The 23,804-nt window shown below is 35.2% G+C and carries 25 protein-coding genes and 1 other annotated feature; of the genes, 23 read left to right on the plus strand and 2 right to left on the minus strand.

Annotated features, from left to right (window positions below; translation table 11 throughout):
- Positions 1-350: 350 nt before the first annotated feature.
- Entirely contained in the window at positions 351-1,748 is a 1,398-nt protein-coding gene (gene pdxR / locus SH09_RS01960) for a MocR-like pyridoxine biosynthesis transcription factor PdxR (RefSeq protein WP_042737943.1), read from the minus strand.
- A gap of 99 nt (positions 1,749-1,847) precedes the next feature.
- Here pdxR and pdxS point away from each other — a divergent pair, with 99 nt between their 5' ends.
- Together pdxS and pdxT are read left to right on the plus strand one after the other, a co-directional pair.
- Positions 1,848-2,735, plus strand: a complete 888-nt coding sequence (gene pdxS, locus SH09_RS01965; RefSeq protein WP_042737944.1) for a pyridoxal 5'-phosphate synthase lyase subunit PdxS — start codon at positions 1,848-1,850, stop codon at positions 2,733-2,735.
- 1 nt (position 2,736) lies between these two features.
- The gene (gene pdxT / locus SH09_RS01970) at positions 2,737-3,312 is read left to right on the plus strand and encodes a pyridoxal 5'-phosphate synthase glutaminase subunit PdxT (RefSeq protein WP_042737945.1); all 576 of its coding nucleotides are present in this window, start codon (positions 2,737-2,739) and stop codon (positions 3,310-3,312) included.
- Positions 3,313-3,360: 48 nt separating this feature from the next.
- Here the strand turns inward: pdxT and SH09_RS01975 are convergent, their stop codons facing one another.
- On the minus strand, positions 3,361-4,575 hold the full coding sequence (locus tag SH09_RS01975; protein WP_042737946.1) for a NupC/NupG family nucleoside CNT transporter: 1,215 nt from the start codon (positions 4,573-4,575) through the stop codon (positions 3,361-3,363).
- Between the two features lie 157 nt (positions 4,576-4,732).
- Between SH09_RS01975 and SH09_RS01980 the strand changes: the two genes are divergently transcribed.
- From SH09_RS01980 to SH09_RS02075, 21 genes are all read left to right on the plus strand, one after another.
- Positions 4,733-5,194, plus strand: a complete 462-nt coding sequence (locus SH09_RS01980) for a CtsR family transcriptional regulator (protein ID WP_042737947.1) — start codon at positions 4,733-4,735, stop codon at positions 5,192-5,194.
- Between the two features lie 21 nt (positions 5,195-5,215).
- Positions 5,216-5,767, plus strand: a complete 552-nt coding sequence (locus SH09_RS01985) for a UvrB/UvrC motif-containing protein (protein WP_042737948.1) — start codon at positions 5,216-5,218, stop codon at positions 5,765-5,767.
- Positions 5,760-6,770, plus strand: a complete 1,011-nt coding sequence (locus SH09_RS01990) for a protein arginine kinase (RefSeq protein WP_042737949.1) — start codon at positions 5,760-5,762, stop codon at positions 6,768-6,770. The genes SH09_RS01985 and SH09_RS01990 overlap by 8 nt, the downstream gene beginning before the upstream one ends.
- 13 nt (positions 6,771-6,783) lie before the next feature.
- A complete protein-coding gene (locus tag SH09_RS01995) occupies positions 6,784-9,246 on the plus strand; it encodes an ATP-dependent Clp protease ATP-binding subunit (protein ID WP_042737950.1) in 2,463 nt (820 codons plus the stop codon).
- A gap of 446 nt (positions 9,247-9,692) precedes the next feature.
- Positions 9,693-11,063, plus strand: a complete 1,371-nt coding sequence (radA, locus tag SH09_RS02000) for a DNA repair protein RadA (RefSeq protein ID WP_042737951.1) — start codon at positions 9,693-9,695, stop codon at positions 11,061-11,063.
- A gap of 67 nt (positions 11,064-11,130) precedes the next feature.
- Positions 11,131-12,189 (plus strand): PIN/TRAM domain-containing protein, encoded by a 1,059-nt coding sequence (locus SH09_RS02005; RefSeq protein WP_042737952.1) that lies wholly within the window; start codon positions 11,131-11,133, stop codon positions 12,187-12,189.
- 425 nt (positions 12,190-12,614) lie between these two features.
- A complete protein-coding gene (gene gltX, locus SH09_RS02010) occupies positions 12,615-14,069 on the plus strand; it encodes a glutamate--tRNA ligase (RefSeq protein ID WP_042737953.1) in 1,455 nt (484 codons plus the stop codon).
- A 349-nt stretch (positions 14,070-14,418) separates the two neighbouring features.
- Entirely contained in the window at positions 14,419-15,060 is a 642-nt protein-coding gene (cysE, locus tag SH09_RS02015) for a serine O-acetyltransferase (protein ID WP_042738251.1), read from the plus strand.
- Positions 15,044-16,444 (plus strand): cysteine--tRNA ligase, encoded by a 1,401-nt coding sequence (gene cysS / locus SH09_RS02020; protein WP_042737954.1) that lies wholly within the window; start codon positions 15,044-15,046, stop codon positions 16,442-16,444. The genes cysE and cysS overlap by 17 nt, the downstream gene beginning before the upstream one ends.
- 1 nt (position 16,445) lies before the next feature.
- Complete coding sequence (locus tag SH09_RS02025) at positions 16,446-16,835, plus strand: Mini-ribonuclease 3 (protein WP_042737955.1); 390 nt, start codon at positions 16,446-16,448, stop codon at positions 16,833-16,835.
- 4 nt (positions 16,836-16,839) lie between these two features.
- Positions 16,840-17,589: a 23S rRNA (guanosine(2251)-2'-O)-methyltransferase RlmB gene (gene rlmB, locus SH09_RS02030; RefSeq protein WP_042737956.1), complete on the plus strand. Its 750-nt coding sequence runs from the start codon at positions 16,840-16,842 to the stop codon at positions 17,587-17,589.
- Positions 17,586-18,113 (plus strand): NYN domain-containing protein, encoded by a 528-nt coding sequence (locus SH09_RS02035; RefSeq protein ID WP_042737957.1) that lies wholly within the window; start codon positions 17,586-17,588, stop codon positions 18,111-18,113. Before rlmB ends, SH09_RS02035 begins: the two co-directional genes overlap by 4 nt.
- Positions 18,114-18,265: 152 nt before the next feature.
- A complete protein-coding gene (locus SH09_RS02040) occupies positions 18,266-18,754 on the plus strand; it encodes a sigma-70 family RNA polymerase sigma factor (RefSeq protein WP_158001714.1) in 489 nt (162 codons plus the stop codon).
- Between the two features lie 134 nt (positions 18,755-18,888).
- On the plus strand, positions 18,889-19,032 hold the full coding sequence (gene rpmG / locus SH09_RS15975; RefSeq protein WP_082039164.1) for a 50S ribosomal protein L33: 144 nt from the start codon (positions 18,889-18,891) through the stop codon (positions 19,030-19,032).
- A gap of 128 nt (positions 19,033-19,160) precedes the next feature.
- Complete coding sequence (gene secE / locus SH09_RS02045) at positions 19,161-19,340, plus strand: preprotein translocase subunit SecE (protein ID WP_042737958.1); 180 nt, start codon at positions 19,161-19,163, stop codon at positions 19,338-19,340.
- 14 nt (positions 19,341-19,354) lie between these two features.
- Complete coding sequence (gene nusG, locus SH09_RS02050; RefSeq protein WP_042737959.1) at positions 19,355-19,903, plus strand: transcription termination/antitermination protein NusG; 549 nt, start codon at positions 19,355-19,357, stop codon at positions 19,901-19,903.
- Positions 19,904-20,320: 417 nt separating this feature from the next.
- Positions 20,321-20,743 (plus strand): 50S ribosomal protein L11, encoded by a 423-nt coding sequence (gene rplK / locus SH09_RS02055; protein ID WP_042737960.1) that lies wholly within the window; start codon positions 20,321-20,323, stop codon positions 20,741-20,743.
- A 228-nt stretch (positions 20,744-20,971) separates the two neighbouring features.
- Entirely contained in the window at positions 20,972-21,661 is a 690-nt protein-coding gene (gene rplA / locus SH09_RS02060; RefSeq protein ID WP_042737961.1) for a 50S ribosomal protein L1, read from the plus strand.
- A 98-nt stretch (positions 21,662-21,759) separates the two neighbouring features.
- Positions 21,760-21,907, plus strand: a sequence feature (ribosomal protein L10 leader region).
- 70 nt (positions 21,908-21,977) lie between these two features.
- On the plus strand, positions 21,978-22,484 hold the full coding sequence (gene rplJ / locus SH09_RS02065) for a 50S ribosomal protein L10 (protein ID WP_042737962.1): 507 nt from the start codon (positions 21,978-21,980) through the stop codon (positions 22,482-22,484).
- Positions 22,485-22,521: 37 nt separating this feature from the next.
- Positions 22,522-22,890 (plus strand): 50S ribosomal protein L7/L12, encoded by a 369-nt coding sequence (rplL, locus tag SH09_RS02070; RefSeq protein WP_042737963.1) that lies wholly within the window; start codon positions 22,522-22,524, stop codon positions 22,888-22,890.
- Between the two features lie 258 nt (positions 22,891-23,148).
- Entirely contained in the window at positions 23,149-23,757 is a 609-nt protein-coding gene (locus SH09_RS02075) for a class I SAM-dependent methyltransferase (RefSeq protein WP_042737964.1), read from the plus strand.
- The last annotated feature ends 47 nt before the right edge of the window (positions 23,758-23,804 follow it).

A 23,804-nucleotide genomic window follows, 5' to 3' on the forward strand; every position in this document is an offset into this window, starting at 1 on the left:
CTTACAAGTGGTAAGTGAAAGAGGAGAAAGAGAAAATGAGGAAAGATGTGAGCGCTTGACTACATGTCAGAAAAGCTCCATAGCGCCGATGGTAGCAGACTTACGTTCCGCAAGAGTAGGATAAGTGGAATATAAGAGCTAAAGCGCTTATATAAGTACCACTAAACTAAAAAGATAGAAAATAGAAATCTTAGTACATAGACTAATAGATATGATGTAAAAAAAGCTGTAATAAGTGGTACTATACAGGCAAGCAGAGATGCGATGAGCCGAGACCGTCATGTCTCTTTTTTTATATCCTAAGCGCTTAACTTAAGTATTACTAACCTCAATTTATTTTATTATTTTAATTATTTCTTAATTAAAGTCTTAATTAAAGCTTGTGTATGAATTTCAAGTTTTGAAAATGGGATTCCACCGAATCCTAATATAAATTTTACATCTTGTAAGTTTTGATCATATTCATTAAATGGTATGATTTTTAGGTTATTTTGTTTTGCTCTCTTTAAGCACTCTTCTAATGTAAGACCATTTCTTACTGTTAAGGTGAAATGCATGCCAGCAAATGCACCGTTGACTTCTAATTGTTCTTGGTAAGGTGTGAGTGCATCAATTATGAATTTCAATTTAGCCTTATATACTTTCCTCATTTTATTTAAATGGCGTTCAAAACTACCTGATTCCATAAAGCTAGCTACCATTTTTTGCAAATGAGTTGGGACGGTATTACTTTCTTTATTGGAAAGTGTATCGTATCTTGAACAAAGATTTTTGGGGAGTACTAAATAAGCCATTCGACAACTTGGATAAAGAGATTTTGAAAAAGTACTGATATATATCACTTTGTCTTTAGTATCTAAACTTTGTAATGCAGGGATGGGTTTGCCGAAGTAACGAAATTCCGAGTCATAATCATCTTCAATTATATAACGCTGTTCACTTTGTTGTGCCCATTGAATGAGTTGGGTACGCTTTTTTAAATTCATTACATACCCAGTAGGGAATTGATGTGATGGAGTGACATATGCAACATTGTGATTGAATTTCTTAAATGCCTCTAAAGCAATACCGGTTTTTTCTACTGTAATTTGTTTATACTTGATTTGTTTTTTATCTAGTATTTTTTTAATTGGGGGATAACTCGGATTTTCAATATAAAATTGTGGTTTATTTAGAATGTCTGTCACTAAATTAATCAGTTGTTCAGTTGAAGAACCAATTATTATTTGTTCTGGATGACACGTTACCCCACGACTATTAAAAAGGTAATGTGCAATTTCTTGTCTCAATTGCCATTCTCCTTTTGGGTTTGTACGTTGTAATAGTGATAGTTGATCATCTTCGAAGGCGTCTCTAGCATATTTTCTAAATTGTTTCATTGGAAAATATTCTGCATCTATTTCTGATAAGTTAAACGCCAAAGTTTCATTGTTATTTTCATTATTACTAACTTCATTAGAGCTATATGCGTTAGTTTGATTTGGTGATTCATTTAAATGTGTAGCATTGCGATTAATAATAGGTAAGGTTTCAATGTCGGACACGAAGTATCCTGATCGTGGCTTGGAATAAATATAGCCTTCATCTAAAAGTAGTTGATATGCATGTTCTATTGTTGTATGACTGATTGATAGATGCTGGCTCAAAGCTCTCTTAGATGGAAATTTATCATCAGATTGGTATTGGCCTTCGATGATTTGCTGTTTTAAATTTTCATATAAATTGAGATAAAGATGTTTATTAGGCATTTAACTGACCCCTTGAAATATTTTAAAATTGTACCTTTTTAAATACCAGTTTATCTTTTAAAATGAATTTAATCAACTAAGTAAAGGGGTAATTTATTCATGTCTAAAGTTACTGGATCAGAAAGAGTAAAAAGAGGAATGGCTGAAATGCAAAAAGGCGGCGTTATTATGGACGTTGTTAATGCAGAACAAGCTAAAATTGCAGAAGAAGCAGGTGCCGTTGCGGTAATGGCATTAGAACGTGTACCTTCTGATATAAGAGCTGCAGGTGGTGTAGCACGTATGGCTAATCCTAAAATTGTAGAGGAAGTTATGAATGCTGTTTCAATTCCTGTTATGGCAAAAGCACGTATCGGTCATATTACTGAAGCACGTGTATTAGAATCTATGGGTGTTGACTATATCGACGAATCTGAAGTTTTAACGCCAGCTGACGAAGAGTATCATTTACGTAAAGATGCATTCACTGTACCATTTGTATGTGGTTGCCGTAATTTAGGAGAAGCTGCTAGAAGAATTGGTGAAGGTTCTGCGATGTTACGTACTAAAGGTGAGCCAGGTACAGGAAATATCGTTGAAGCAGTGAGACACATGCGTCAAGTAAATGCGGAAGTTAGTCGTTTAACTGTAATGAACGATGATGAAATTATGACTGAGGCTAAAAACATTGGAGCACCATATGATGTTTTAAAAGCAATTAAAGACAATGGTCGTTTACCAGTAGTTAACTTTGCTGCAGGTGGTGTAGCAACTCCTCAAGATGCTGCATTAATGATGGAATTAGGTGCGGATGGCGTGTTCGTTGGTTCTGGTATTTTCAAATCAGAAGATCCTGAAAAATTTGCAAAAGCAATTGTTCAAGCTACAACGCATTATCAAGATTATGAATTGATTGGTCGTCTAGCTAAAGAATTAGGCACAGCAATGAAAGGTTTAGACATCAATGAATTATCATTAGAAGAACGTATGCAAGAGCGTGGATGGTAATATGAAAATTGGTGTACTAGCATTGCAAGGTGCTGTGCGAGAGCATATCAGACATATTGAACTCAGTGGACATGAAGGTGTAGCTGTAAAGCGTGTAGAGCAATTAGCAGAAATTGACGGATTGATTTTACCAGGTGGCGAATCTACTACATTGCGTCGATTGATGAACTTATACGGTTTTAAAGAAGCGTTACAACAATCTACTTTACCTATGTTTGGCACATGTGCAGGTTTAATTGTGTTAGCACAAGATATTGTAGGCGAGGAAGGTTACCTAAATAAATTAGATATCACAGTTGAACGTAATTCATTTGGTAGACAAGTAGATAGCTTTGAAAGTGAGTTAGATGTAGCTGGGATTGCGAAAGATATTGAAGGTGTATTTATAAGAGCGCCTCATATTGTAGAAGCTCACGGTGAAACGAAAGTGTTAAGTGTTGTGGGTGAGAAGATTGTGGCAGTTCAAGAGGGACGTTATTTGGGTGTTTCATTCCATCCAGAATTAACTGATGATTATAGAGTCACTCAATATTTTATTGATCACATCGTAGCACCTACTACTGTTGAAAAAGTATAATAAAAAAAGCAGTTTGGTTAATTAACCAAACTGCTTTTTTGTTGCTTATTAAATGAAGAATCCTGCAATTGCTGCAGAAATAAATGATACTAATGTTGCACCGAAAAGTAATTTTAAGCCAAAACGTGCAACTACGTCACCTTTTTCACTGTTAAGTGATTTTATAGCTCCAGAAATAATTCCAATTGAACTGAAGTTAGCAAAAGAAACAACGAATACAGAGATTACACCTTTAGCGTGATCACTAATTTCCTTTGTCTTACTTAAGCTTTGCATTGCAACGAATTCATTTGATAATAATTTAGTTGCCATAATTGAACCAGCTTGTACAGCATCGTGCCAAGGTACGCCAATTAAGAATGCAAATGGTGCAAAAACAAACCCAATTAATGTTTGGAAATCCCATGTGATACTACCACCGCTAACTGCAGTGAAGATAGCACTAACAACGCCATTTAATAATGCAATGATAGCAATGTACCCAATTAACATTGCACCTACGATAATTGCGACTTTAAATCCATCAAGGATATATTCACCTAGCATCTCGAAGAAAGATTGTTTCCCAGCTTCACTTTCTTCTACGATTAATTTATCTTCCTTTGCATCAACTTTGTAAGGATTGATGATTGAAGCGATAATGAAACCACCAAATAAGTTTAATACAACAGCAGTAACGACATAGCGTGGTTCAATTAATGTGAAATATGCGCCGATGATTGAAGCAGAAACTGTCGACATTGCTGAAGCAGTCAATGTATATAAACGTTGACTTGGAATGTGTGCCAGTTCCTTTTTCAGTGAAATAAACACTTCTGATTGCCCAAGGATTGCTGCAGCTACTGCATTATAAGATTCTAAGCGTCCCATTCCATTAATCTTAGAAATAGCTAAGCCTAAAACATTAATAATCCAAGGTAAGATTCTCGTATATTGTAAGATACCGATTAGTGCCGAAATAAATACAATTGGTAATAACACGTTAAAGAAGAAAGGTGGGTTTTTAGGATCTACGAATTCAAATCCGCCAAAAACGAAATTAACCCCTTCTGCAGCTTTAGCTAATAGATAATTGAATCCATCAGATATAGCGCCGATAACTGTAATACCGAATTTAGTTTTAAGTAAAATAAACGCAAATACAAGTTGAATAACAAGTAACAGACCAACGTATTGCCAACGTACTTTCTTTTTGTCAGAACTAAAAAGGAAAGCTAGTCCTAAAAATACAGCAATTCCAATTAATCCAATGATAATGTGCATAATTTTTTCATCCCTTTTATTTTTTCTTAATACCTATAATACAATAAAATATCAGTCTCTGAACATCATTAATCAAAAATTTTTCAAACATATTGGTTGAAAAAGGTCAAAGTTGGTCATATAATATAGTCAAAGAAGGTCAAAAGAGGTGATAATCATGCACAACATGTCCGACATCATAGAACAGTACATTAAAAAATTATTTGAAGACGCCAATGAAGACGTGGTGGAAATCCAACGTGCAAATATTGCACAACGTTTCGACTGTGTGCCTTCGCAATTAAATTATGTAATCAAAACACGTTTTACTAATGAACATGGTTATGAAATTGAAAGTAAACGAGGTGGCGGTGGTTATATCCGAATCACTAAAATTGAAAACAAAGATGAAACTGGGTATATTAACCATCTACTTCAATTAATTGGACCTTCAATTTCACAACAACAAGCGTATTATATTATAGATGGTTTGTTAGACAAATCTTATATCAACGAGAGAGAAGCAAAAATGATTCAAGCAGTTATTGATAGGGAAACGTTGAAGATGGATGTAATTGCTAGAGATATTATCAGAGCAAATATTCTTAAACGTTTATTACCTGTGATTAATTATTATTAAAGTAAAGTGAGGTGTTTGGTCGTGCTATGTGAGAATTGTCATTTAAATGAAGCGGAAGTTAAGTTAGCAGTTAAAGGACAAGATGGCGTGAATGAGAAATGGGTTTGTTCAACTTGTGCTCAGGGAGGAAATCCATGGACGCAGAATCAACAACTTCAGTCTCAAGATGATATTGAAGGTGCATTTGTTGTTAAACAAATTTTACAGCATTTAGCAGCTAAACACGGAATTGAATTTGATGAAGTAGCTTTTAAAGAAGCAAAACGATGTCCAACTTGTCGCATGACACTTAAAGATATCGCACATGTCGGTAAATTTGGTTGTGCAGACTGCTATGCAACTTTCAAAGATGACATTGTTGATATAGTGCGACGAGTACAAGGTGGCCAATTTGAACACACTGGGAAAACACCTCGTTCATCATATAGAAAGTTAGCATTAAAGAAACAAATTGAGGAAAAGTCAGAACACCTCAATAAGTTAATCGAAGAGCAAAACTTTGAAGAAGCAGCTGTTGTTCGAGATGAGATCAAGGCACTAAAAGCGGACAGTGAGGTGAGCCGCGATGAGTAAAGATTATATTAGTCCTTATATGAGTGAATGGATGCGTGATAAAGAGGAAAGTCCAGTTGTCATGTCATCGAGGATTCGTTTGGCAAGAAATTTAGAGAATCATGTGCACCCACTTATGTTTCCATCAGAACAAGATGGATTTAGAGTGATAAATGAAGTACAAGATGCGCTTCCAGATTTGTCGATTCAACGTTTGGATACGATGGATCAACAGAGCAAGTATAAACTTGTTGCGAAACATCTTATAAGTCCAGAGTTAATAAGACAGCCAGCTTCAGCGGTATTACTCAATGATGATGAGTCACTTAGTGTAATGGTAAACGAAGAAGATCATATTCGTATACAAGCAATGGGTAATGATTTATCATTGAAATCACTTTTCGAGAAAGCATCTCATCTAGATGACGAACTTGATAAGGCAGTTGATATTAGCTTTGATGAACACCTAGGTTATCTCACAACTTGTCCTACAAATATCGGAACGGGTATGAGAGCAAGTGTGATGTTGCATTTACCAGGATTATCGATAATGAAACGAATGAATCGTATTGCTCAAACGATTAATAGATTTGGTTTTACGATTAGGGGTATATATGGGGAAGGCTCTCAAGTTTATGGTCATATATACCAAATTTCGAATCAATTGACATTAGGTAAAAATGAAGAAGCAATAATTGAGAGTTTAACTGAAGTGGTTCAACAAATTATAAATGAAGAATTACAGATTCGTGAACGATTAAATGAACATAATCATACGGAAACGTTAGATAGAGTTTATCGATCGTTAGGAATTTTGAAATATAGTAGACTCATATCAATGGAGGAAGCTTCGTTAAGATTAAGTGAAGTGAAACTTGGCATTGATTTAGGCTATATTGAATTGAAAGACTTCAAATTTAATGAGTTGATGATTGCGATACAATCACCATTCTTATTAGATGAAGAAGACGAGAGAACCGTGAATGAAAAAAGAGCGGATATATTGAGAGAACATATCGTTTAGGAGGTCATGTTATATGCTATTTGGTAGATTGACAGAGCGTGCGCAACGCGTATTAGCACACGCCCAAGAGGAAGCAATTCGATTAAATCATTCAAATATTGGAACAGAGCACTTACTTTTAGGTTTAATGAAAGAACCAGAAGGTATTGCTGCTAAAGTTTTAGAATCCTTTGATATTACTGAAGAAAAGGTAGTAGAAGAAGTTGAAAAGCTTATAGGTCAAGGACAAGAGCAAATGGGTGCGTTACATTACACACCAAGAGCAAAGAAAGTAATTGAATTATCAATGGATGAAGCTAGAAAGTTACATCATAACTTTGTTGGCACTGAACATATTTTACTTGGTTTAATTCGTGAAAATGAAGGTGTCGCTGCTCGCGTATTTGCAAACTTAGATTTAAATATTACAAAAGCACGCGCGCAAGTTGTGAAAGCTTTAGGTAGTCCAGAAATGAGTAATAAAAATGCACAAGCAAATAAATCAAATAACACACCAACACTCGATGGACTTGCACGTGACTTAACAGTAATTGCAAAGGATGGTACATTAGATCCTGTTATTGGTAGAGATAAAGAAATCACTAGAGTTATTGAAGTATTAAGTCGTCGTACAAAGAATAACCCAGTATTAATCGGGGAACCAGGTGTAGGTAAAACTGCAATTGCAGAAGGTTTAGCTCAAGCAATCGTTAACAATGAAGTACCTGAAACATTGAAAGGCAAACGTGTCATGTCACTAGATATGGGTACAGTTGTTGCCGGAACAAAATACCGTGGTGAATTTGAAGAGCGCTTGAAAAAAGTTATGGAAGAAATTCATCAAGCTGGTAATGTTATCTTATTCATCGATGAGTTGCATACACTAGTAGGTGCAGGTGGTGCAGAAGGTGCAATTGATGCATCAAACATCTTAAAACCAGCACTTGCACGTGGAGAACTACAATGTATCGGTGCGACAACATTAGACGAATATCGTAAGAACATTGAAAAGGATGCTGCGCTAGAACGTCGTTTCCAACCTGTGCAAGTTGATGAGCCAACAGTAGAAGATACAATTGAAATCTTAAAAGGTTTACGTGATCGCTATGAAGCGCATCACCGCATTACGATTTCAGATCAAGCACTTGTATCAGCTGCTAAATTAAGTGACCGTTATGTATCTGATCGTTTCTTACCAGATAAAGCAATTGACTTAATTGATGAAGCAAGTTCAAAAGTTAGACTTAAAAGTCATACAACACCACCTAACTTAAAAGAAATCGAGCAAGAAATTGAACAAGTGAAAAATGAAAAAGATGCAGCTGTTCATGCTCAAGAATTTGAAAATGCAGCTAATCTTCGCGATAAACAAACTAAATTAGAAAAACAATATGAAGATGCTAAGAATAAATGGAAAAACACACAAAACGGTGAAAATACTTCACTTTCAGAAGATGATATCGGTGAAGTTATCGCTGGTTGGACTGGTATTCCATTAACAAAAATTAACGAAACTGAATCTGATCGCCTATTAAACTTAGAAGGTACGCTTCATGAAAGAGTTATCGGTCAAAAAGACGCTGTTAATTCTATTAGTAAAGCTGTGAGACGTGCTCGTGCAGGATTGAAAGATCCTAAACGTCCAATTGGTAGCTTTATCTTCTTAGGACCAACGGGTGTAGGTAAGACAGAACTTGCTCGAGCATTGGCTGAGTCAATGTTTGGTGAAGATGACGCGATGATTCGTGTTGATATGAGTGAGTTCATGGAGAAACATGCTGTGAGTCGTTTAGTCGGAGCACCTCCAGGCTATGTAGGTCATGATGATGGTGGTCAATTAACAGAAAAAGTAAGACGTAAACCTTATTCAGTTATCTTATTCGATGAAATTGAAAAAGCACATCCTGATGTCTTCAATATCTTATTACAAGTATTAGATGATGGACATTTAACAGATACTAAAGGTCGTCGTGTTGACTTCCGAAATACGGTAATCATTATGACTTCAAACGTCGGTGCACAAGAATTACAAGATCAACGCTTTGCTGGTTTTGGTGGCGCATCAGAAGGTGAAGACTATGAAACAATTCGCAAGACGATGATGAAAGAATTAAAAAATGCTTTCCGTCCAGAATTCTTAAACCGTGTTGATGATATTATCGTATTCCATAAACTATCTAAAGACGAATTAAAAGAAATCGTTACAATGATGGTGAATAAATTGACAAATCGTTTGTCTGAACAAGATATCAATATTCACGTAACTGAAGCTGCGAAAGAAAAAATTGCTGAAGAAGGTTATGATCCAGAATATGGTGCAAGACCTCTAATTCGTGCAATTCAAAAAACAGTTGAAGATAATTTGAGTGAATTAATCTTAGACGGTAATCAAATTGAAGGTAAAAACGTAAATATTGATTACGATGGAAAAGAATATAAGTATGATATAACTGATAGAGTTCCAACAGAACAAGATAAAGAAACAACTGAATCGTAAAGCTTAATGTGCAGTACAATTATAGTGAATGACTATAATTTAGCTGTACGATATACTAAAGAAGTGACTAGCTAATTTCCTGTGATTATGAAATTGGTTAGTCACTTTTCTTATTTTAAAATTTAGAATGCACAAAATAGTGAAAGATTTAAGACATCGATGAAGCTTTGTCGATGTTGCCTTGACATGAAACTAGGCAATTAATATAGACTTATTATCAACATGAGTGAAATTAATTAATGCAAAGAACTTATATATAGTTGGCACAACACGCGATAACGTGGTAACTTATTAAAATAACTTTCTGCGAAAATGAATATCATAAATAGAAATACTATAAATAATATAGTAATTGTTCAAAAAATAAATGGAATGAGAATAAAGTTTGTCATTAAGCAAGTAGAGGTTTAAAATAGATTTGTTCATAGAAAGTTGGAGGTGCGAATTTGGCCAAAAAGAAAGTGATTTTTGAATGTATGGCATGTGGGTATCAGTCGCCTAAATGGATGGGGAAATGTCCGAATTGTGGTGGCTGGAATCAGATGGAGGAAATCGTTGAACAAAAGGCAGCGAGTCCTAAACATGGCGTGCGTAGCCGTGATAATGTTGCAAAGGTACAAAAATTAAATGATATTCAACACGAGAATACACCTAGAATTATCAGCAAATCAGCTGAATTTAACAGAGTGCTTGGTGGAGGAATCGTTAATGGTTCTTTAGTGCTCATCGGTGGGGATCCAGGTATTGGGAAGTCAACATTGTTACTACAAGTATGTGCGGCTTTATCACAATCCTATAATGTACTCTATATAACAGGTGAGGAATCACTCAACCAAACTAAATTAAGAGCTGAAAGATTAGATGAAGATTCAAGCCAGCTCAATGTATTTGCTGAAACAGATTTAGAAGTCATTCACGAAACTGTTAAACAATTGAAACCGGATTTGCTCGTTGTGGATTCAATTCAAACAATATTCCATCCTGAAATTAATTCGGCACCAGGTTCGGTATCCCAAGTCAGAGAAAGTACACAAAGTTTGATGAATATCGCAAAGCAGATGAATATCGCGACTTTTATCGTTGGACATGTGACGAAGGAAGGGCAAATTGCTGGACCTCGTTTGTTAGAGCATATGGTGGATACGGTGCTTTATTTCGAAGGTGATGAACATCACGCGTACCGCATATTGCGAGCTGTGAAAAATAGATTCGGTTCGACAAATGAGATGGGTATTTTTGAAATGAAGCAAAGTGGGTTGAAAGGTGTTAAGAATCCTTCAGAAATGTTTTTAGAGGAACGTTCTACCAATGTTCCAGGTTCGACCATAGTTTCTACAATGGAAGGCACTAGACCATTATTAATTGAAGTGCAGGCGTTAGTGACGCCTACAACATTTAATAACCCTAGAAGAATGGCAACAGGGATAGACCATAATAGACTTAGCCTCCTTATGGCAGTGCTAGAAAAAAAGGAGAATTATCTTTTACAGCAACAAGATGCATATATTAAAGTTGCAGGCGGTGTTCGATTGACTGAACCTGCCGTCGATTTAGGGATAATCGTTGCAACAGCGTCGAGCTTTAAAGATTTGGCTGTTGATGGTTTAGATTGCTTTATAGGTGAAGTAGGTTTGACTGGCGAAGTGAGAAGAGTATCGCGTATAGAACAGCGTGTTCAAGAAGCGGCTAAACTCGGATTTAAAAGAGTTATTATTCCGGAAACGAATATTGGCGGTTGGCAATTCCCAGAAGGCATAAAGGTAATAGGTGTTAAAAGTGTACATGAAGCATTGAAGTATGCTATTAACAAACAGTAAATTTCTAAAACATACAGATAACCATTATTGGAATCTGTATGATTTTCTTGAGAGAGGAGAGTTAAACTTGAACGTGTTAAGACTCATTATTATCTTGTGCTACGTTATACTCGGTGCAAGTTTAGGTGTGTATCTCATACCAGAAATCATTGTTGATGCAGGTTTGAGTAAATTCACACTACTCACTAACAACTATTTTAATGGTTTGTTAGGGATAGTTATATTCTTTTTAATATTTGGATGGTTTATTGGTAAAGCAACACTAGCTATGAAAGAGCTTGAACAGGCTATTATGCGTAGAAGTGCCATTGAAATTCTATTTGCAACAATCGGATTAATTATCGGTTTATTAATTTCAGTAATGATTTCATTTATTTTCCAAATTATTGGAAATACAGTATTAAATCATTTTGTGCCTGTTATTGTGACAATTATTCTGGGTTATTTAGGATTTCAGTTTGGACTTAGAAAGCGTGATGAAATGCTATTGTTTTTACCGGAAAATATGGCGCGTTCAATGTCAATCAATGCACGCAATGCTGTACCTAAAGTGATTGATACAAGTGCAATCATCGATGGTAGAATACTAGATATTATTGAATGTGGTTTTATTGATGGGGAAATCTTAATTCCTCAAGGTGTGATTAATGAGTTGCAAGTAATTGCAGACGCAAACGATAGTGTGAAAAGGGAAAAAGGACAACGTGGTTTAGATATTTTAAATAGTTTGTATGATACTAAATATCCGACTCGAATCATTCACCCAACTAAATCTCATAGTGATATCGATGCTATGTTGATAAAGTTAGCACAACATTATAGAGCGCATATTATTACGACAGATTTCAATTTAAATAAAGTATGTCATGTCCATGGGATTCAAGCATTAAATGTCAATGACTTATCAGAAGCGATAAAACCTTCTGTACATCAGGGAGATCAATTCAGTTTGTTGTTAACCAAGATGGGAAAAGAAGCTGGACAAGCTGTAGGTTATTTAGATGATGGTACGATGGTTGTTGTTGATAATGCTAAAAAACATGTTGGTGAACATATAAATATAGAAGTCATTAGTTTATTGCAAACTTCTTCTGGAAGAATTATCTTTGCAAAAAAACTGGCTTAATTTTCTTGAAGGTTTGATGTGAAAGTGTAGCATAGGTTGTTACAATTTCACATCAAACCTTTTATTGTTATTGTGTCCTATTATTGCTACTTGTAAGAGGAATTACAAGGGAATTTAAGCAGAGTGATACCATAATAACCTTGAAAGTGCTACAATAGATAGCGAAATTGTATTGTTATGTATCGTAGTAGCGTTGTGTTTCTAAATTAGAACTTAGTATTAAGTGTATAGTGGCACTTTGAAATTCATCATGCTATGATAATTAAGCGAATGAATAAACAAATTGATAATGGTTGAACGTGTTGTAGAAGTAAATGTTACTAGTCTTCTGTTGCGTTTAACTATTTTTAATGTGTGTTCAGAATAAATTTTAGAATACAAGTGAGTATTAACAAATACTAAATTATTAAACAGGAGTGAACATAATGAGTGATCGTGTAAGAGTCAGATATGCACCAAGTCCGACAGGTTATTTGCATATTGGTAATGCAAGAACTGCATTATTTAACTATCTATTTGCTAAACATTATGATGGAGATTTTGTGATTCGAATTGAAGATACAGATAGTAAGCGTAACCTTACTGATGGTGAATCATCTCAATTTGAAAATTTAAAATGGTTAGGTATTGAATGGGATGAGTCTATAGATAAAGACAAAGGATATGGGCCATATCGCCAATCTGAGCGTGCTGAAATTTACAATCCACTTATTCAACAACTGTTAGATGAAGATAAGGCGTATAAATGTTACATGACGGAAGAAGAGTTAGAAGAAGAGCGTCAACAACAAATTGAACGTGGTGAAATGCCTCGTTACGGTGGTAAACATGCCCACTTAACTGAAGAAGAGCGCCAACAATTTGAAGCAGAAGGTCGTAAGCCATCAATTCGTTTCCGTGTACCAAAGGACACAACTTTCTCATTTGATGACATGGTTAAAGGTGAAATTTCATTTGATTCAAATAATATTGGAGATTGGGTTATCGTCAAAAAAGATGGCGTGCCAACATATAACTTTGCAGTTGCAGTAGACGACCACTATATGGAAATCTCTGACGTAATTCGTGGGGATGACCACATTTCAAATACACCAAAGCAATTGATGATTTATGAAACATTCGGTTGGGAAGCACCACGTTTTGCACATATGTCATTAATTGTAAATGAAGAGCGCAAAAAATTAAGTAAGAGAGACGGTCAAATCTTACAATTTATTGAGCAGTATCGTGATCTTGGATATTTACCAGAAGCGTTATTCAACTTTATTACATTATTAGGTTGGTCTCCAGAAGGTGAAGATGAAATTTATTCACCAGAAGAGTTTATTAAGATATTTGATGAAAAGCGTTTATCAAAATCTCCAGCATTTTTCGACAAACAGAAATTAGCATGGGTTAACAATCAATATATGAAACAAAAGGATACTAATACAGTATTCGAACTTGCTCTACCTCATTTGATTAAAGCAGAATTACTTCCTGAAAATCCAAGTGAGTCAGAATTAGCTTGGGGACGTAAATTAGTTGCACTTTATCAAAAAGAAATGAGCTACGCAGGTGAAATTGTACCATTATCTGAACTGTTCTTCCGTGATGAACAAGTATTAGGTGCAGATGAGCAAGAAGTTATCGATGGTGAACAAGTTCCTGAATTAATGTCGCACTTATACAGTAAACTTGAGGCGCTTGAGCCATTTGAAGCAGCAGAAATTAAACAAACAATCAAAGCTGTTCAAAAGGAAACAGGTATTAAAGGTAAGCAATTATTTATGCCAATCCGTGTTGCTGTTACTGGACAAATGCATGGACCTGAATTACCAAACACGATTGAAGTGCTAGGTAAAGACAAAGTGTTATCACGATTAAAGAAATACGTTTAAGTCAAAGCATTTTTTAGCTGTGTAAACATCGTATAGTAGTAAAATTTTACTTGAAAAATAACACTAAACGGCATATGATTAGAATTGAATTAGCGAAGGATTAGTAGATAACCATCAATGTACAGAGAGTGTGCGGTTGCTGTGAGCACATCATTGTAATTATTGAATGCACCTTTGTGTTTAGAATTGAATTAGCATTGACGAGAATATAAGTAGTCTATAATTATTGTAGTATTTACACAATATAAGGCGTTAGCTTATAGAAAATGAGAGTGGAACCGTGCAAAAGCGCCTCTAACAAATGTGTTAGAGGTGCTTTTTTGATAGGGAGGTAGCAATCTTGTTTAAGATTTTGAAACGGATAAAAGATGATATAAATATGGTGTTTGAACAAGATCCAGCAGCACGTAGTACATTAGAAGTTGTTACTTCTTATGCGGGCATACATGCAGTTTGGAGTCATTTAATCGCACATGAATTATATAAAAGGAAAAAATTTGTTACAGCGAGATTGATTTCACAAGTAGCACGATTTTTTACAGGGATAGAAATTCACCCAGGCGCACAAATAGGTAAACGATTATTTATCGACCACGGTATGGGGGTAGTCATTGGAGAGACTTGTCGTATTGGAGATAATGTTACTATATATCAAGGTGTGACATTAGGTGGTACGGGTAAAGAAAAAGGTAAGCGTCATCCAGACATTGGAGATAATGTATTAATTGCAGCTGGTGCTAAAGTGTTAGGTAATATCAAGATTGAATCTGACGTAAATATTGGTGCCAATTCAGTTGTGTTAGAATCTGTACCAAGCTATTCTACTGTAGTTGGTATACCAGGACATATTGTAAAGCAAGATGGTAAACGTATTGGTAAAACATTTGACCATAGAAATTTACCAGATCCAATTTACGAGCAATTAAAAGAATTAGAGAAACAACTTGAGAAAACGAGAAATGGAGAGATACAAGATGATTACATTATATAATACGCTCACACGTCAAAAAGAGACGTTTAAGCCTATTGAACCAGGTAAGGTTAAAATGTATGTTTGTGGACCTACTGTCTATAACTATATTCACATTGGGAATGCAAGACCAGCTATCAATTATGATGTAGTAAGAAGATACTTTGAATATCAAGGGTATGAAGTGATATATGTCTCAAACTTCACTGATGTTGATGATAAGTTAATCAAACGTTCGCAAGAATTAAACGAACCAGTACCAGATATTGCTGACCGTTATATCAAAGCATTCCATGAAGATGTAGGGGCATTAAATGTTAAACAAGCCACTTCTAATCCACGTGTAATGAATCACATGGACGATATTATTCAATTTATTAAAGAGTTAGTTGATGAAGGTTATGCATATGAAAGTGGAGGAGACGTTTACTTTAGAACAAGAAAGTTTGAAGGTTATGGTAAATTAAGTCATCAGTCATTAAATGATCTGAAAGTTGGCGCTCGTATTGAACAAGGTGAACAGAAAGAGGATGCCTTAGACTTTACGTTATGGAAGAAAGCGAAGCCAGGTGAAATCAGTTGGGATAGTCCGTTTGGTGAAGGAAGACCAGGATGGCATATTGAATGTTCAGTTATGGCTTATCACGAATTAGGTGCTACTATTGATATTCATGCTGGCGGTAGTGATTTACAATTCCCACACCATGAGAATGAAATAGCACAATCAGAAGCACACAACCATGCCCCATTTGCAACATATTGGATGCATAATGGCTTTATAAATATTGATAATGAGAAAATGAGTAAATCATTAGGTAATTTCGTGTTAGTACATGACATCATCAAACAAATTGATCCTGATGTGCTACGTTTCTTTATGATTAGTGTCCATTACAGAAGTCCAATTAATTATAATATGGAACTTGTAGAAGCAGCGAAAAGTGGTTTGGAACGTATCAGAAATAGCTATGAAGCTATAGTGGAAAGAGAAGCAATTGCAACAGATGTTATCGAGCAATCAGAATATAGCGAAGCAATCGATAAAGTGCTTGAACAATTTGAAACAGTTATGAATGATGATTTCAATACGGCTAATGCAATCACAGCATGGTATGATTTAGCAAAATTAGCAAACAAATATGTATTAGAAAACACTACTTCTAGCACTGTATTAAATCGTTTTAAAGAAGTATACCAAATATTTAGTGATGTATTAGGTGTACCACTTAAAGGAAAAGAATCAGATGTATTATTAGATGCTGACATAGAAGCATTGATTGAAGAGCGTAATACTGCGAGAAAAAATAAAGACTTTGCACGTGCAGATGAAATTCGTGATGAATTAAAAGCGCAAAATATCATTTTAGAAGATACTGCACAAGGTGTGAGATTTAAGCGAGGCTAACATGGATAATAAATTATTAAATCCACTTACACTAGCATATATGGGTGACGCAGTGTTAGATCAGCATGTAAGAGAGTATATTGTATTGAAACTTAAAGCTAAACCCAATCGTTTACACCAAGAAGCAAAACGTTATGTTTCTGCTAAAAGTCAGGCGCAAACATTAGAACAACTGACTGAAGCTGACTGGTTTACTGACGTAGAACTTGATGTTGTGCGCAGAGGTAGAAATGCTAAAAGTTATACCAAGGCTAAAAATACAGATATTCAAACATATAGAAAAAGTTCAGGTCTAGAAGCGGTCATTGGTTATTTGTATTTGGAAAAGGAACACGATAGATTACAAGCATTGTTGCAATATATTGTTCAATGTGTAGATGAAAGGAAGTGATACTGTGGAAGATATCGTAATAGTAGGACGCCATGCGGTAAAGGAAGCAATCGTATCTGGTCATACAATTAATAAAATATTAATACAAGATACGATTAAAAAAGGACAAATAAATGAAATTTTAAAACAAGCGAATAATAAGAAAATCATTGTCCAAAGTGTACCGAAGTCTAAAATTGACAACTTATCTGATGCACCTCACCAAGGTGTAGCAGCTTATATTGCACCGTACGAGTATGCTGATTTTGATGCATTTTTATCAGAACAAAAGAACAAAGAAACATTATCTACAGTATTAATATTGGATGGTTTAGAAGATCCGCACAACTTAGGGTCTATTTTAAGAACGGCTGATGCCTCAGGTGTCGACGGTGTGATTATACCTAAAAGGCGTTCGGTAGCGTTAACTCAAACGGTAGCAAAGGCGTCAACAGGTGCCATTCAACATGTCCCGGTCATGAGGGTGACAAATTTAGCGCAGACGATTGAAACATTGAAGGAAAATGGTTATTGGGTCGTTGGTACAGAAGCGGAGAATGCTACAGATTATAGAGAGATGGATGCGGCAATGCCTTTAGCTATTGTGATTGGTAGTGAAGGACAAGGAATGAGTCGACTTGTAAAAGATAAATGCGATTTTTATATTAAAATTCCAATGGTAGGTCACGTCAATAGTTTGAATGCCTCAGTAGCCGCTAGCTTAATGATGTATGAGGTATATCGTAAGCGAAATCAGATTGGAGATCAGACATGAAGGATCGCTACTTGATTGTCGATGGTTACAATATGATTGGGCAGTCTCAAGAACTTAGCCGATTATCGAAAGAAAATTTAGAAGAAGCGCGAGAACAGTTGTTAACTGCAATTGCTAATTATAATGCGGTGATTGCTGACGAAGTAGTATGTGTCTTTGATGCTTATGAACAAGCAGGTGCACATTCTGAATATATGTATCATGGGGTTAAAGTGATTTTTACGAAGGAAAAGGAAACCGCAGATAGTTATATTGAGCGATATGTGTATGATTTATATGATAAACACACACGTCATATCACTGTTGTAACCAGTGATATGAGCGAACAACACGCTATATTTGGTACTGGTGCATACCGAATTTCTTCAAGAGAAATGTGGCGAGATTTAAAGGAAAACGAAATCACTGTCTCGAAGGAACTTGAAGGGTTCAATGAGCAAAAGCCACGAACTCGAATTGAACTTTCAAATGAAATATTAGAAGAATTTGAAAAACTAAGACGAGGCAATGATAATAAAGAATAATATGGCAAGTTGCTTTTTATTATTTGTCCGCTGTATCCTATGCTTAATCATTTAAGTTAAGAAAGGATACATGAATGCAAGAGAACACCAATGTTAATAAGTATGTACAATACGAAAATGTTAATTTAACTATCCATTCGGTGAATTGTATTTTGGAACAAACGAGAACGCATATTATTCAAAGAGTAAATCATTTTTCTATTCATCCAAACGATCGTGAAGATATATGCCAGGAAATACTTTTGAAAGTATTCCTTGCCCTGAATTGCTTTGATTTTGAACGTAATATACCACTAGAGCACTATATTAATCGTATAATAAAGCATGCTAAATGTGACTATATCCGAGACAAAGTGAAACGATTGAAACGACAAGAATCTCTTGTTCAAGAACACATCGTGAAGTATGGTACGCCCATAGCAAGTTCTAAACTAGAGTTGGATTTAATAACTAAAGATAGTATATGCATGCTACACAAACGTTTAGCTGATTGTACAACGCTAGAACGAAAAATTATGCAACTTGCATTTCGAGACCATAAGCCTAAAGAAATTGCTCACATTTTAAATATTGAAGTTAAAGTAGTTTACAATGCAATTCAACGTTGTAAAATGAAACTCAAGCCATATTTACAAGTTTGAATTTGCAAATATGTATCTATTTTAAAGGTGAAAATAGGCAATGAGTATGTGCTTGACCTATTGTGATGACAATTGACAATTGACTTGTATGTTATGTATAGTAGATTGGTATTATAATGAGTTGGGTGAGTAAAATGAAAAAAGTACCACTAAGTTGTGAAGTTTGTGGAAACAGAAATTATAATGTTCCAAAGCAGAGTAATCTTACATCTAGATTGGAATTGAAAAAGTATTGTCCAAGGTGTAATGCACATACCTTGCATAAGGAATCAAAGTAAAGTTAGCAATGTGATGAAAGTTAATCGAGTGAATAAATACCGACTAAGATAAGGTGTTATGTTTGCTTGGTTTTGTAGTAAGGAAATAAGCAAATAAGGAATAAAGAAATCACACGGAGGTCTTATAAATGGCTAAAAAAGAAAATTTCTTCCAAGGCGTTAAGTCAGAAATGGAAAAGACAAGTTGGCCAACCAAAGAAGAATTGTTTAAGTACACAGTCATTGTTGTAGCTACAGTAGTATTTTTCTTAGTGTTCTTCTATGCCTTAGACTTAGGAATTGGTAAAATTATAGAGTTAATCAAATAGATAGGAGTGACGACATGTCTGAAGAAGTTGGCGCAAAGCGTTGGTATGCTGTGCATACTTATTCTGGGTATGAAAATAAAGTTAAGCAAAATTTAGAAAAACGTGTTGAATCTATGAATATGACAGAGCAAATATTCAGAGTTGTGATACCGGAAGAAGAAGAAACACAAGTAAAAGAAGGTAAAGCAAAAACACTTACTAAAAAAACATTCCCTGGTTATGTATTAGTCGAACTTGTTATGACTGATGAATCATGGTATATCGTTAGAAATACGCCAGGTGTTACTGGCTTTGTCGGTTCGGCAGGTGCTGGTTCTAAGCCAAACCCACTGTTACCAGAGGAAGCGCGTTTTATCTTAAAACAAATGGGCATGAAAGAAAAAACTGTTGATGTACAAATTGATTTAGGTGAACAAGTGAGAATTAAATCAGGACCATTTGCGAACCAAGTCGGTGAAGTTCAAGAAATTGAAGTTGAAAAGTATAAATTAACAGTACTTGTAGACATGTTCGGTAGAGAAACACCAGTAGAAGTTGAATTTGATCAAATAGAAAAGCTATAAAATAGTTAAGGTAGAAAAAGGAATACAAGAGCAAGCTCATGCATAAGAACACCTAAGCCATAAAATGTCTAAGGTAGAAGAAGGAATACAAGAGTAAACTCTTGCATAAGAACACCTAAGACATAAAATGTCTAAGGTAGAAGAAGGAATACAAGAGCAAGCTCTTGCATAAGAACACCTAAGCCATAAAATGTCTAAGGTAGGAGAAGGAATACAAGAGTAAACTCATGCATAAGAACACCTAAGACATAAAATGTCTAAGGTGTTCTAAAAATTAACTATTGATTTAATATATAGTTTGATGTTATAATACTGTGGTCGCGCTTTTAGAGCGTTCATTTCGTCACGAAATGTAGAAGAGTGGGAGGGCAAAACTTAGTCCTGTGACCACATCACGATATCAAGGAGGTGCACATCGTGGCTAAAAAAGTAGAAAAAGTAGTTAAATTACAAATTCCTGCAGGTAAAGCAAATCCAGCACCACCAGTTGGTCCGGCATTAGGTCAAGCAGGTGTGAACATTATGGGATTCTGTAAGGAATTCAACGCACGTACGCAAGAGGATGCAGGTTTAATCATCCCAGTTGAAATCAGTGTATATGAAGATCGTTCATTTACATTCGTAACTAAAACACCACCAGCTCCAGTATTACTTAAAAAAGCAGCTGGTATTGAAAAAGGTTCTGGCGAACCAAACAAAAACAAAGTTGCTACAGTAACTAAAGATCAAGTACGTGAAATTGCTAACTCAAAAATGCAAGATTTAAATGCTGCTGACGAAGAAGCAGCTATGCGTATTATCGAAGGTACTGCACGCAGCATGGGTATCACAGTTCAATAATTAAAGTAATGATTTATAGATAGACGTATAGAAGCAGATGACAGATAATGACAAACATGATGACAGCGTTCAATATTGTCGTAATATGAGGTGAAATGTCATTTATTATGGAAGCAATTCCTACGATAAAATAACACTTTTAAACCTCACTGTTATCTGCTCTTAACTTGCAAAAGCAAGTAAACGTGGGAGGAAATTCCGCTAAAACCACTAAAGGAGGAACATGAAATGGCTAAAAAAAGCAAAAGATATCAAGAAGTAGCTAGCAAAATCGACCGCCAAAAACAATATTCTGTTGAAGAAGCTGTTGAACTAGCTAAAGAAACAAGTATCGCTAACTTTGATGCATCTGTTGAAGTTGCATTCCGTTTAGGTATCGATACTCGTAAAAATGATCAACAAATCCGTGGCGCAGTAGTATTACCAAATGGTACTGGTAAGTCACAAAGTGTATTAGTATTCGCAAAAGGTGATAAAGCATCTGAAGCTGAAGCTGCTGGTGCAGACTTCGTTGGCGAAGGTGAATACGTAGAAAAAATCCAACAAGGTTGGTTCGACTTTGACGTAGTAGTAGCTACACCAGATATGATGGGTGAAGTTGGTAAATTAGGTCGTGTATTAGGACCTAAAGGTTTAATGCCAAACCCTAAAACTGGAACAGTTACAATGGACGTTAAAAAAGCTGTTGAAGAAATCAAAGCTGGTAAAGTTGAATACCGCGCTGAAAAATCAGGTATTGTTCATGCATCAATTGGTAAAACATCATTTGATACTGACAAACTTGTTGAAAACTTGAAGACTTTACAAGATGTATTAGCTAAAGCTAAACCATCTTCTGCTAAAGGTACTTACTTCAAATCAATCACAGTTACTACAACAATGGGACCTGGAGTTAAAGTTGACGCTTCAACTTTCTAATATCCACCTCATGCTATAAAAATAAATTTCAAGACTAAGGCAATTTTGCAGTAGTCTTGAAATTTAATATTGACATAACACAATATAAGGTTTATATTGATGTATGTATTATTTTACCTAAGACAGTAGGAGTTAGTAATAACTTAAAACATGATCCTACCGAGGCTAAAATTGACTTGAACGTGATTATTTTAGAACTTTCAAGCACTTTTTGCCATGGGTAGAAAGTGCTTTTTTTATTGAGGGATAGACGAGATAATACATCTTAGTCGACTCAAGATTAAAAGCACCAAATAAAATTTATGGAGGTGTCTAAATGTCTGCTATCATCGAATCAAAAAAACAACAAGTTGATACAATTGCTGAACAACTTAAAAATTCAGTATCAACAGTAATCGTTGACTATCGTGGTCTTAGCGTTGCTGAAGTAACTGAATTACGTTCACAATTACGTGAAGCTGGTGTTGAATACAAAGTATTGAAAAACACTATGGTTCGTCGTGCAGCTGTACAAGCTGGTATCGAAGGTTTAGATGAGCACTTAGTAGGTCCTACAGCGGTTGCTACTTCAACTGAAGATGTAGTTGCTCCAGCTAAAGTACTTGCTAAATTCGCAAAAGAACATGAAGCTTTAGAAATTAAAGTTGGTGTTATGGAAGGTGCAGTTATTTCAGCTGAAGAAGTTAACACAGTTGGTACATTACCATCACACGAAGGACTTGTTTCTATGCTATTATCTGTATTACAAGCTCCAGTCCGCAACTTCGCATATGCAGTTAAAGCTGTTGGAGAAAACAAAGAAAACGAAGAAAGCGCTGAATAATTGCGCATAATAATTAAAAAAACGGAGGAATATTAAAATGGCTAATCAAGAACAAATCATTGAAGCAATTAAAGAAATGTCAGTTTTAGAATTAAACGACTTAGTTAAAGCAATCGAAGAAGAATTTGGTGTAACTGCAGCAGCTCCAGTAGCAGCAGCAGGTGCAGCAGGCGGCGCAGACGCAGCAGCAGAGAAAACAGAATTCGACGTAGAATTAACTTCTGCTGGTTCATCTAAAATCAAAGTTGTTAAAGCTGTTAAAGAAGCAACTGGCTTAGGATTAAAAGACGCTAAAGAATTAGTTGACGGAGCTCCTAAAGTTGTTAAAGAAGGTTTAGCTAAAGAAGAAGCTGAAAAACTTAAAGAAGCTTTAGAAGAAGTTGGCGCTACAGTAGAATTAAAATAATTCTTGCTGGCTAACAGTTAATAATTATATATTGCAAGTTTATAATGTTGCTTAGTTTATCACTAACTAAAGTGACGAGATTTAAGTTACGTTGAAACTTGAAATCTTTGAGAAATGAAAACCCCGTTATTGTAATAACGGGGTTTTGTCTTATTTTGTCTATATCTATGATTTGAGGATAATTCAGTAATGACTTTTATACTCAGCGAAATGGGTATAGTATTAATCTAAGAATAAAAGATTAAATGAGGTGTAGTCATGAGTCATTATTATGATGAAAATCCTGAAGTAGAAAGTGATGAATCACTTTTTACATACTCCTACAACAACCATGACATTGAGCTAATTACAGATGCAGGTGTTTTTTCAAAAGGGAAAATCGACTTTGGATCTGACTTATTGGTAAGCACTTTTTTAAATGCACATCCCCCAGGACCTACAAAACATATATTAGATGTTGGTTGCGGTTATGGCCCAATTGGTTTAATGATTGCAAAGGTATCCCCGCATCATGAAATTACGATGGTAGATGTTAATCGACGTGCGCTAGCATTAGCGAAAAGAAATCAACAGAAAAATCATATTGATAATGTGGAGATAGCAGAAAGTGATGGGTTATCCCAAGTTGAAGATCAAGCATTCGACTTTATCTTAACGAATCCGCCGATAAGAGCTGGGAAATCAGTGGTCCATGGTATTTTAAATGACGCTTATAGTAAATTGAAACAAGATGGCGAGCTTTATGTAGTTATACAAAAAAAGCAAGGTATGCCATCAGCAAAAAAGAAAATGCAAGAAACATTCGATAATGTTGAAGTAGTAGAAAAAAGTAAAGGTTATTACATTTTAAGAAGTGTAAAAGGTTGATTAAAATGTCTGCTTCTGATATAGTTATAGAATGTAAAAATTTATGT

Source organism: Staphylococcus gallinarum (genome assembly GCF_000875895.1).
Classification (GTDB): Bacteria; Bacillota; Bacilli; order Staphylococcales; family Staphylococcaceae; genus Staphylococcus; species Staphylococcus gallinarum.

What these genes read in the sequence shown, in the direction of transcription:
- rplJ (WP_042737962.1), top strand. Translation starts at nt 21,978, where the DNA reads ATGTCTGCTATCATCGAATCAAAAAAACAACAAGTTGATACAATTGCT.
- gltX (WP_042737953.1), top strand. Translation starts at nt 12,615, where the DNA reads ATGAGTGATCGTGTAAGAGTCAGATATGCACCAAGTCCGACAGGTTAT.
- SH09_RS01990 (WP_042737949.1), top strand. Translation starts at nt 5,760, where the DNA reads ATGAGTAAAGATTATATTAGTCCTTATATGAGTGAATGGATGCGTGAT.
- rpmG (WP_082039164.1), top strand. Translation starts at nt 18,889, where the DNA reads ATGAAAAAAGTACCACTAAGTTGTGAAGTTTGTGGAAACAGAAATTAT.
- pdxT (WP_042737945.1), top strand. Translation starts at nt 2,737, where the DNA reads ATGAAAATTGGTGTACTAGCATTGCAAGGTGCTGTGCGAGAGCATATC.
- pdxS (WP_042737944.1), top strand. Translation starts at nt 1,848, where the DNA reads ATGTCTAAAGTTACTGGATCAGAAAGAGTAAAAAGAGGAATGGCTGAA.
- nusG (WP_042737959.1), top strand. Translation starts at nt 19,355, where the DNA reads ATGTCTGAAGAAGTTGGCGCAAAGCGTTGGTATGCTGTGCATACTTAT.
- pdxR (WP_042737943.1), bottom strand. Translation starts at nt 1,748, where the DNA reads ATGCCTAATAAACATCTTTATCTCAATTTATATGAAAATTTAAAACAG.
- rplL (WP_042737963.1), top strand. Translation starts at nt 22,522, where the DNA reads ATGGCTAATCAAGAACAAATCATTGAAGCAATTAAAGAAATGTCAGTT.
- secE (WP_042737958.1), top strand. Translation starts at nt 19,161, where the DNA reads ATGGCTAAAAAAGAAAATTTCTTCCAAGGCGTTAAGTCAGAAATGGAA.
- SH09_RS01975 (WP_042737946.1), bottom strand. Translation starts at nt 4,575, where the DNA reads ATGCACATTATCATTGGATTAATTGGAATTGCTGTATTTTTAGGACTA.
- cysS (WP_042737954.1), top strand. Translation starts at nt 15,044, where the DNA reads ATGATTACATTATATAATACGCTCACACGTCAAAAAGAGACGTTTAAG.
- SH09_RS02035 (WP_042737957.1), top strand. Translation starts at nt 17,586, where the DNA reads ATGAAGGATCGCTACTTGATTGTCGATGGTTACAATATGATTGGGCAG.
- SH09_RS02075 (WP_042737964.1), top strand. Translation starts at nt 23,149, where the DNA reads ATGAGTCATTATTATGATGAAAATCCTGAAGTAGAAAGTGATGAATCA.
- SH09_RS01980 (WP_042737947.1), top strand. Translation starts at nt 4,733, where the DNA reads ATGCACAACATGTCCGACATCATAGAACAGTACATTAAAAAATTATTT.
- rplA (WP_042737961.1), top strand. Translation starts at nt 20,972, where the DNA reads ATGGCTAAAAAAAGCAAAAGATATCAAGAAGTAGCTAGCAAAATCGAC.
- SH09_RS01995 (WP_042737950.1), top strand. Translation starts at nt 6,784, where the DNA reads ATGCTATTTGGTAGATTGACAGAGCGTGCGCAACGCGTATTAGCACAC.
- SH09_RS02025 (WP_042737955.1), top strand. Translation starts at nt 16,446, where the DNA reads ATGGATAATAAATTATTAAATCCACTTACACTAGCATATATGGGTGAC.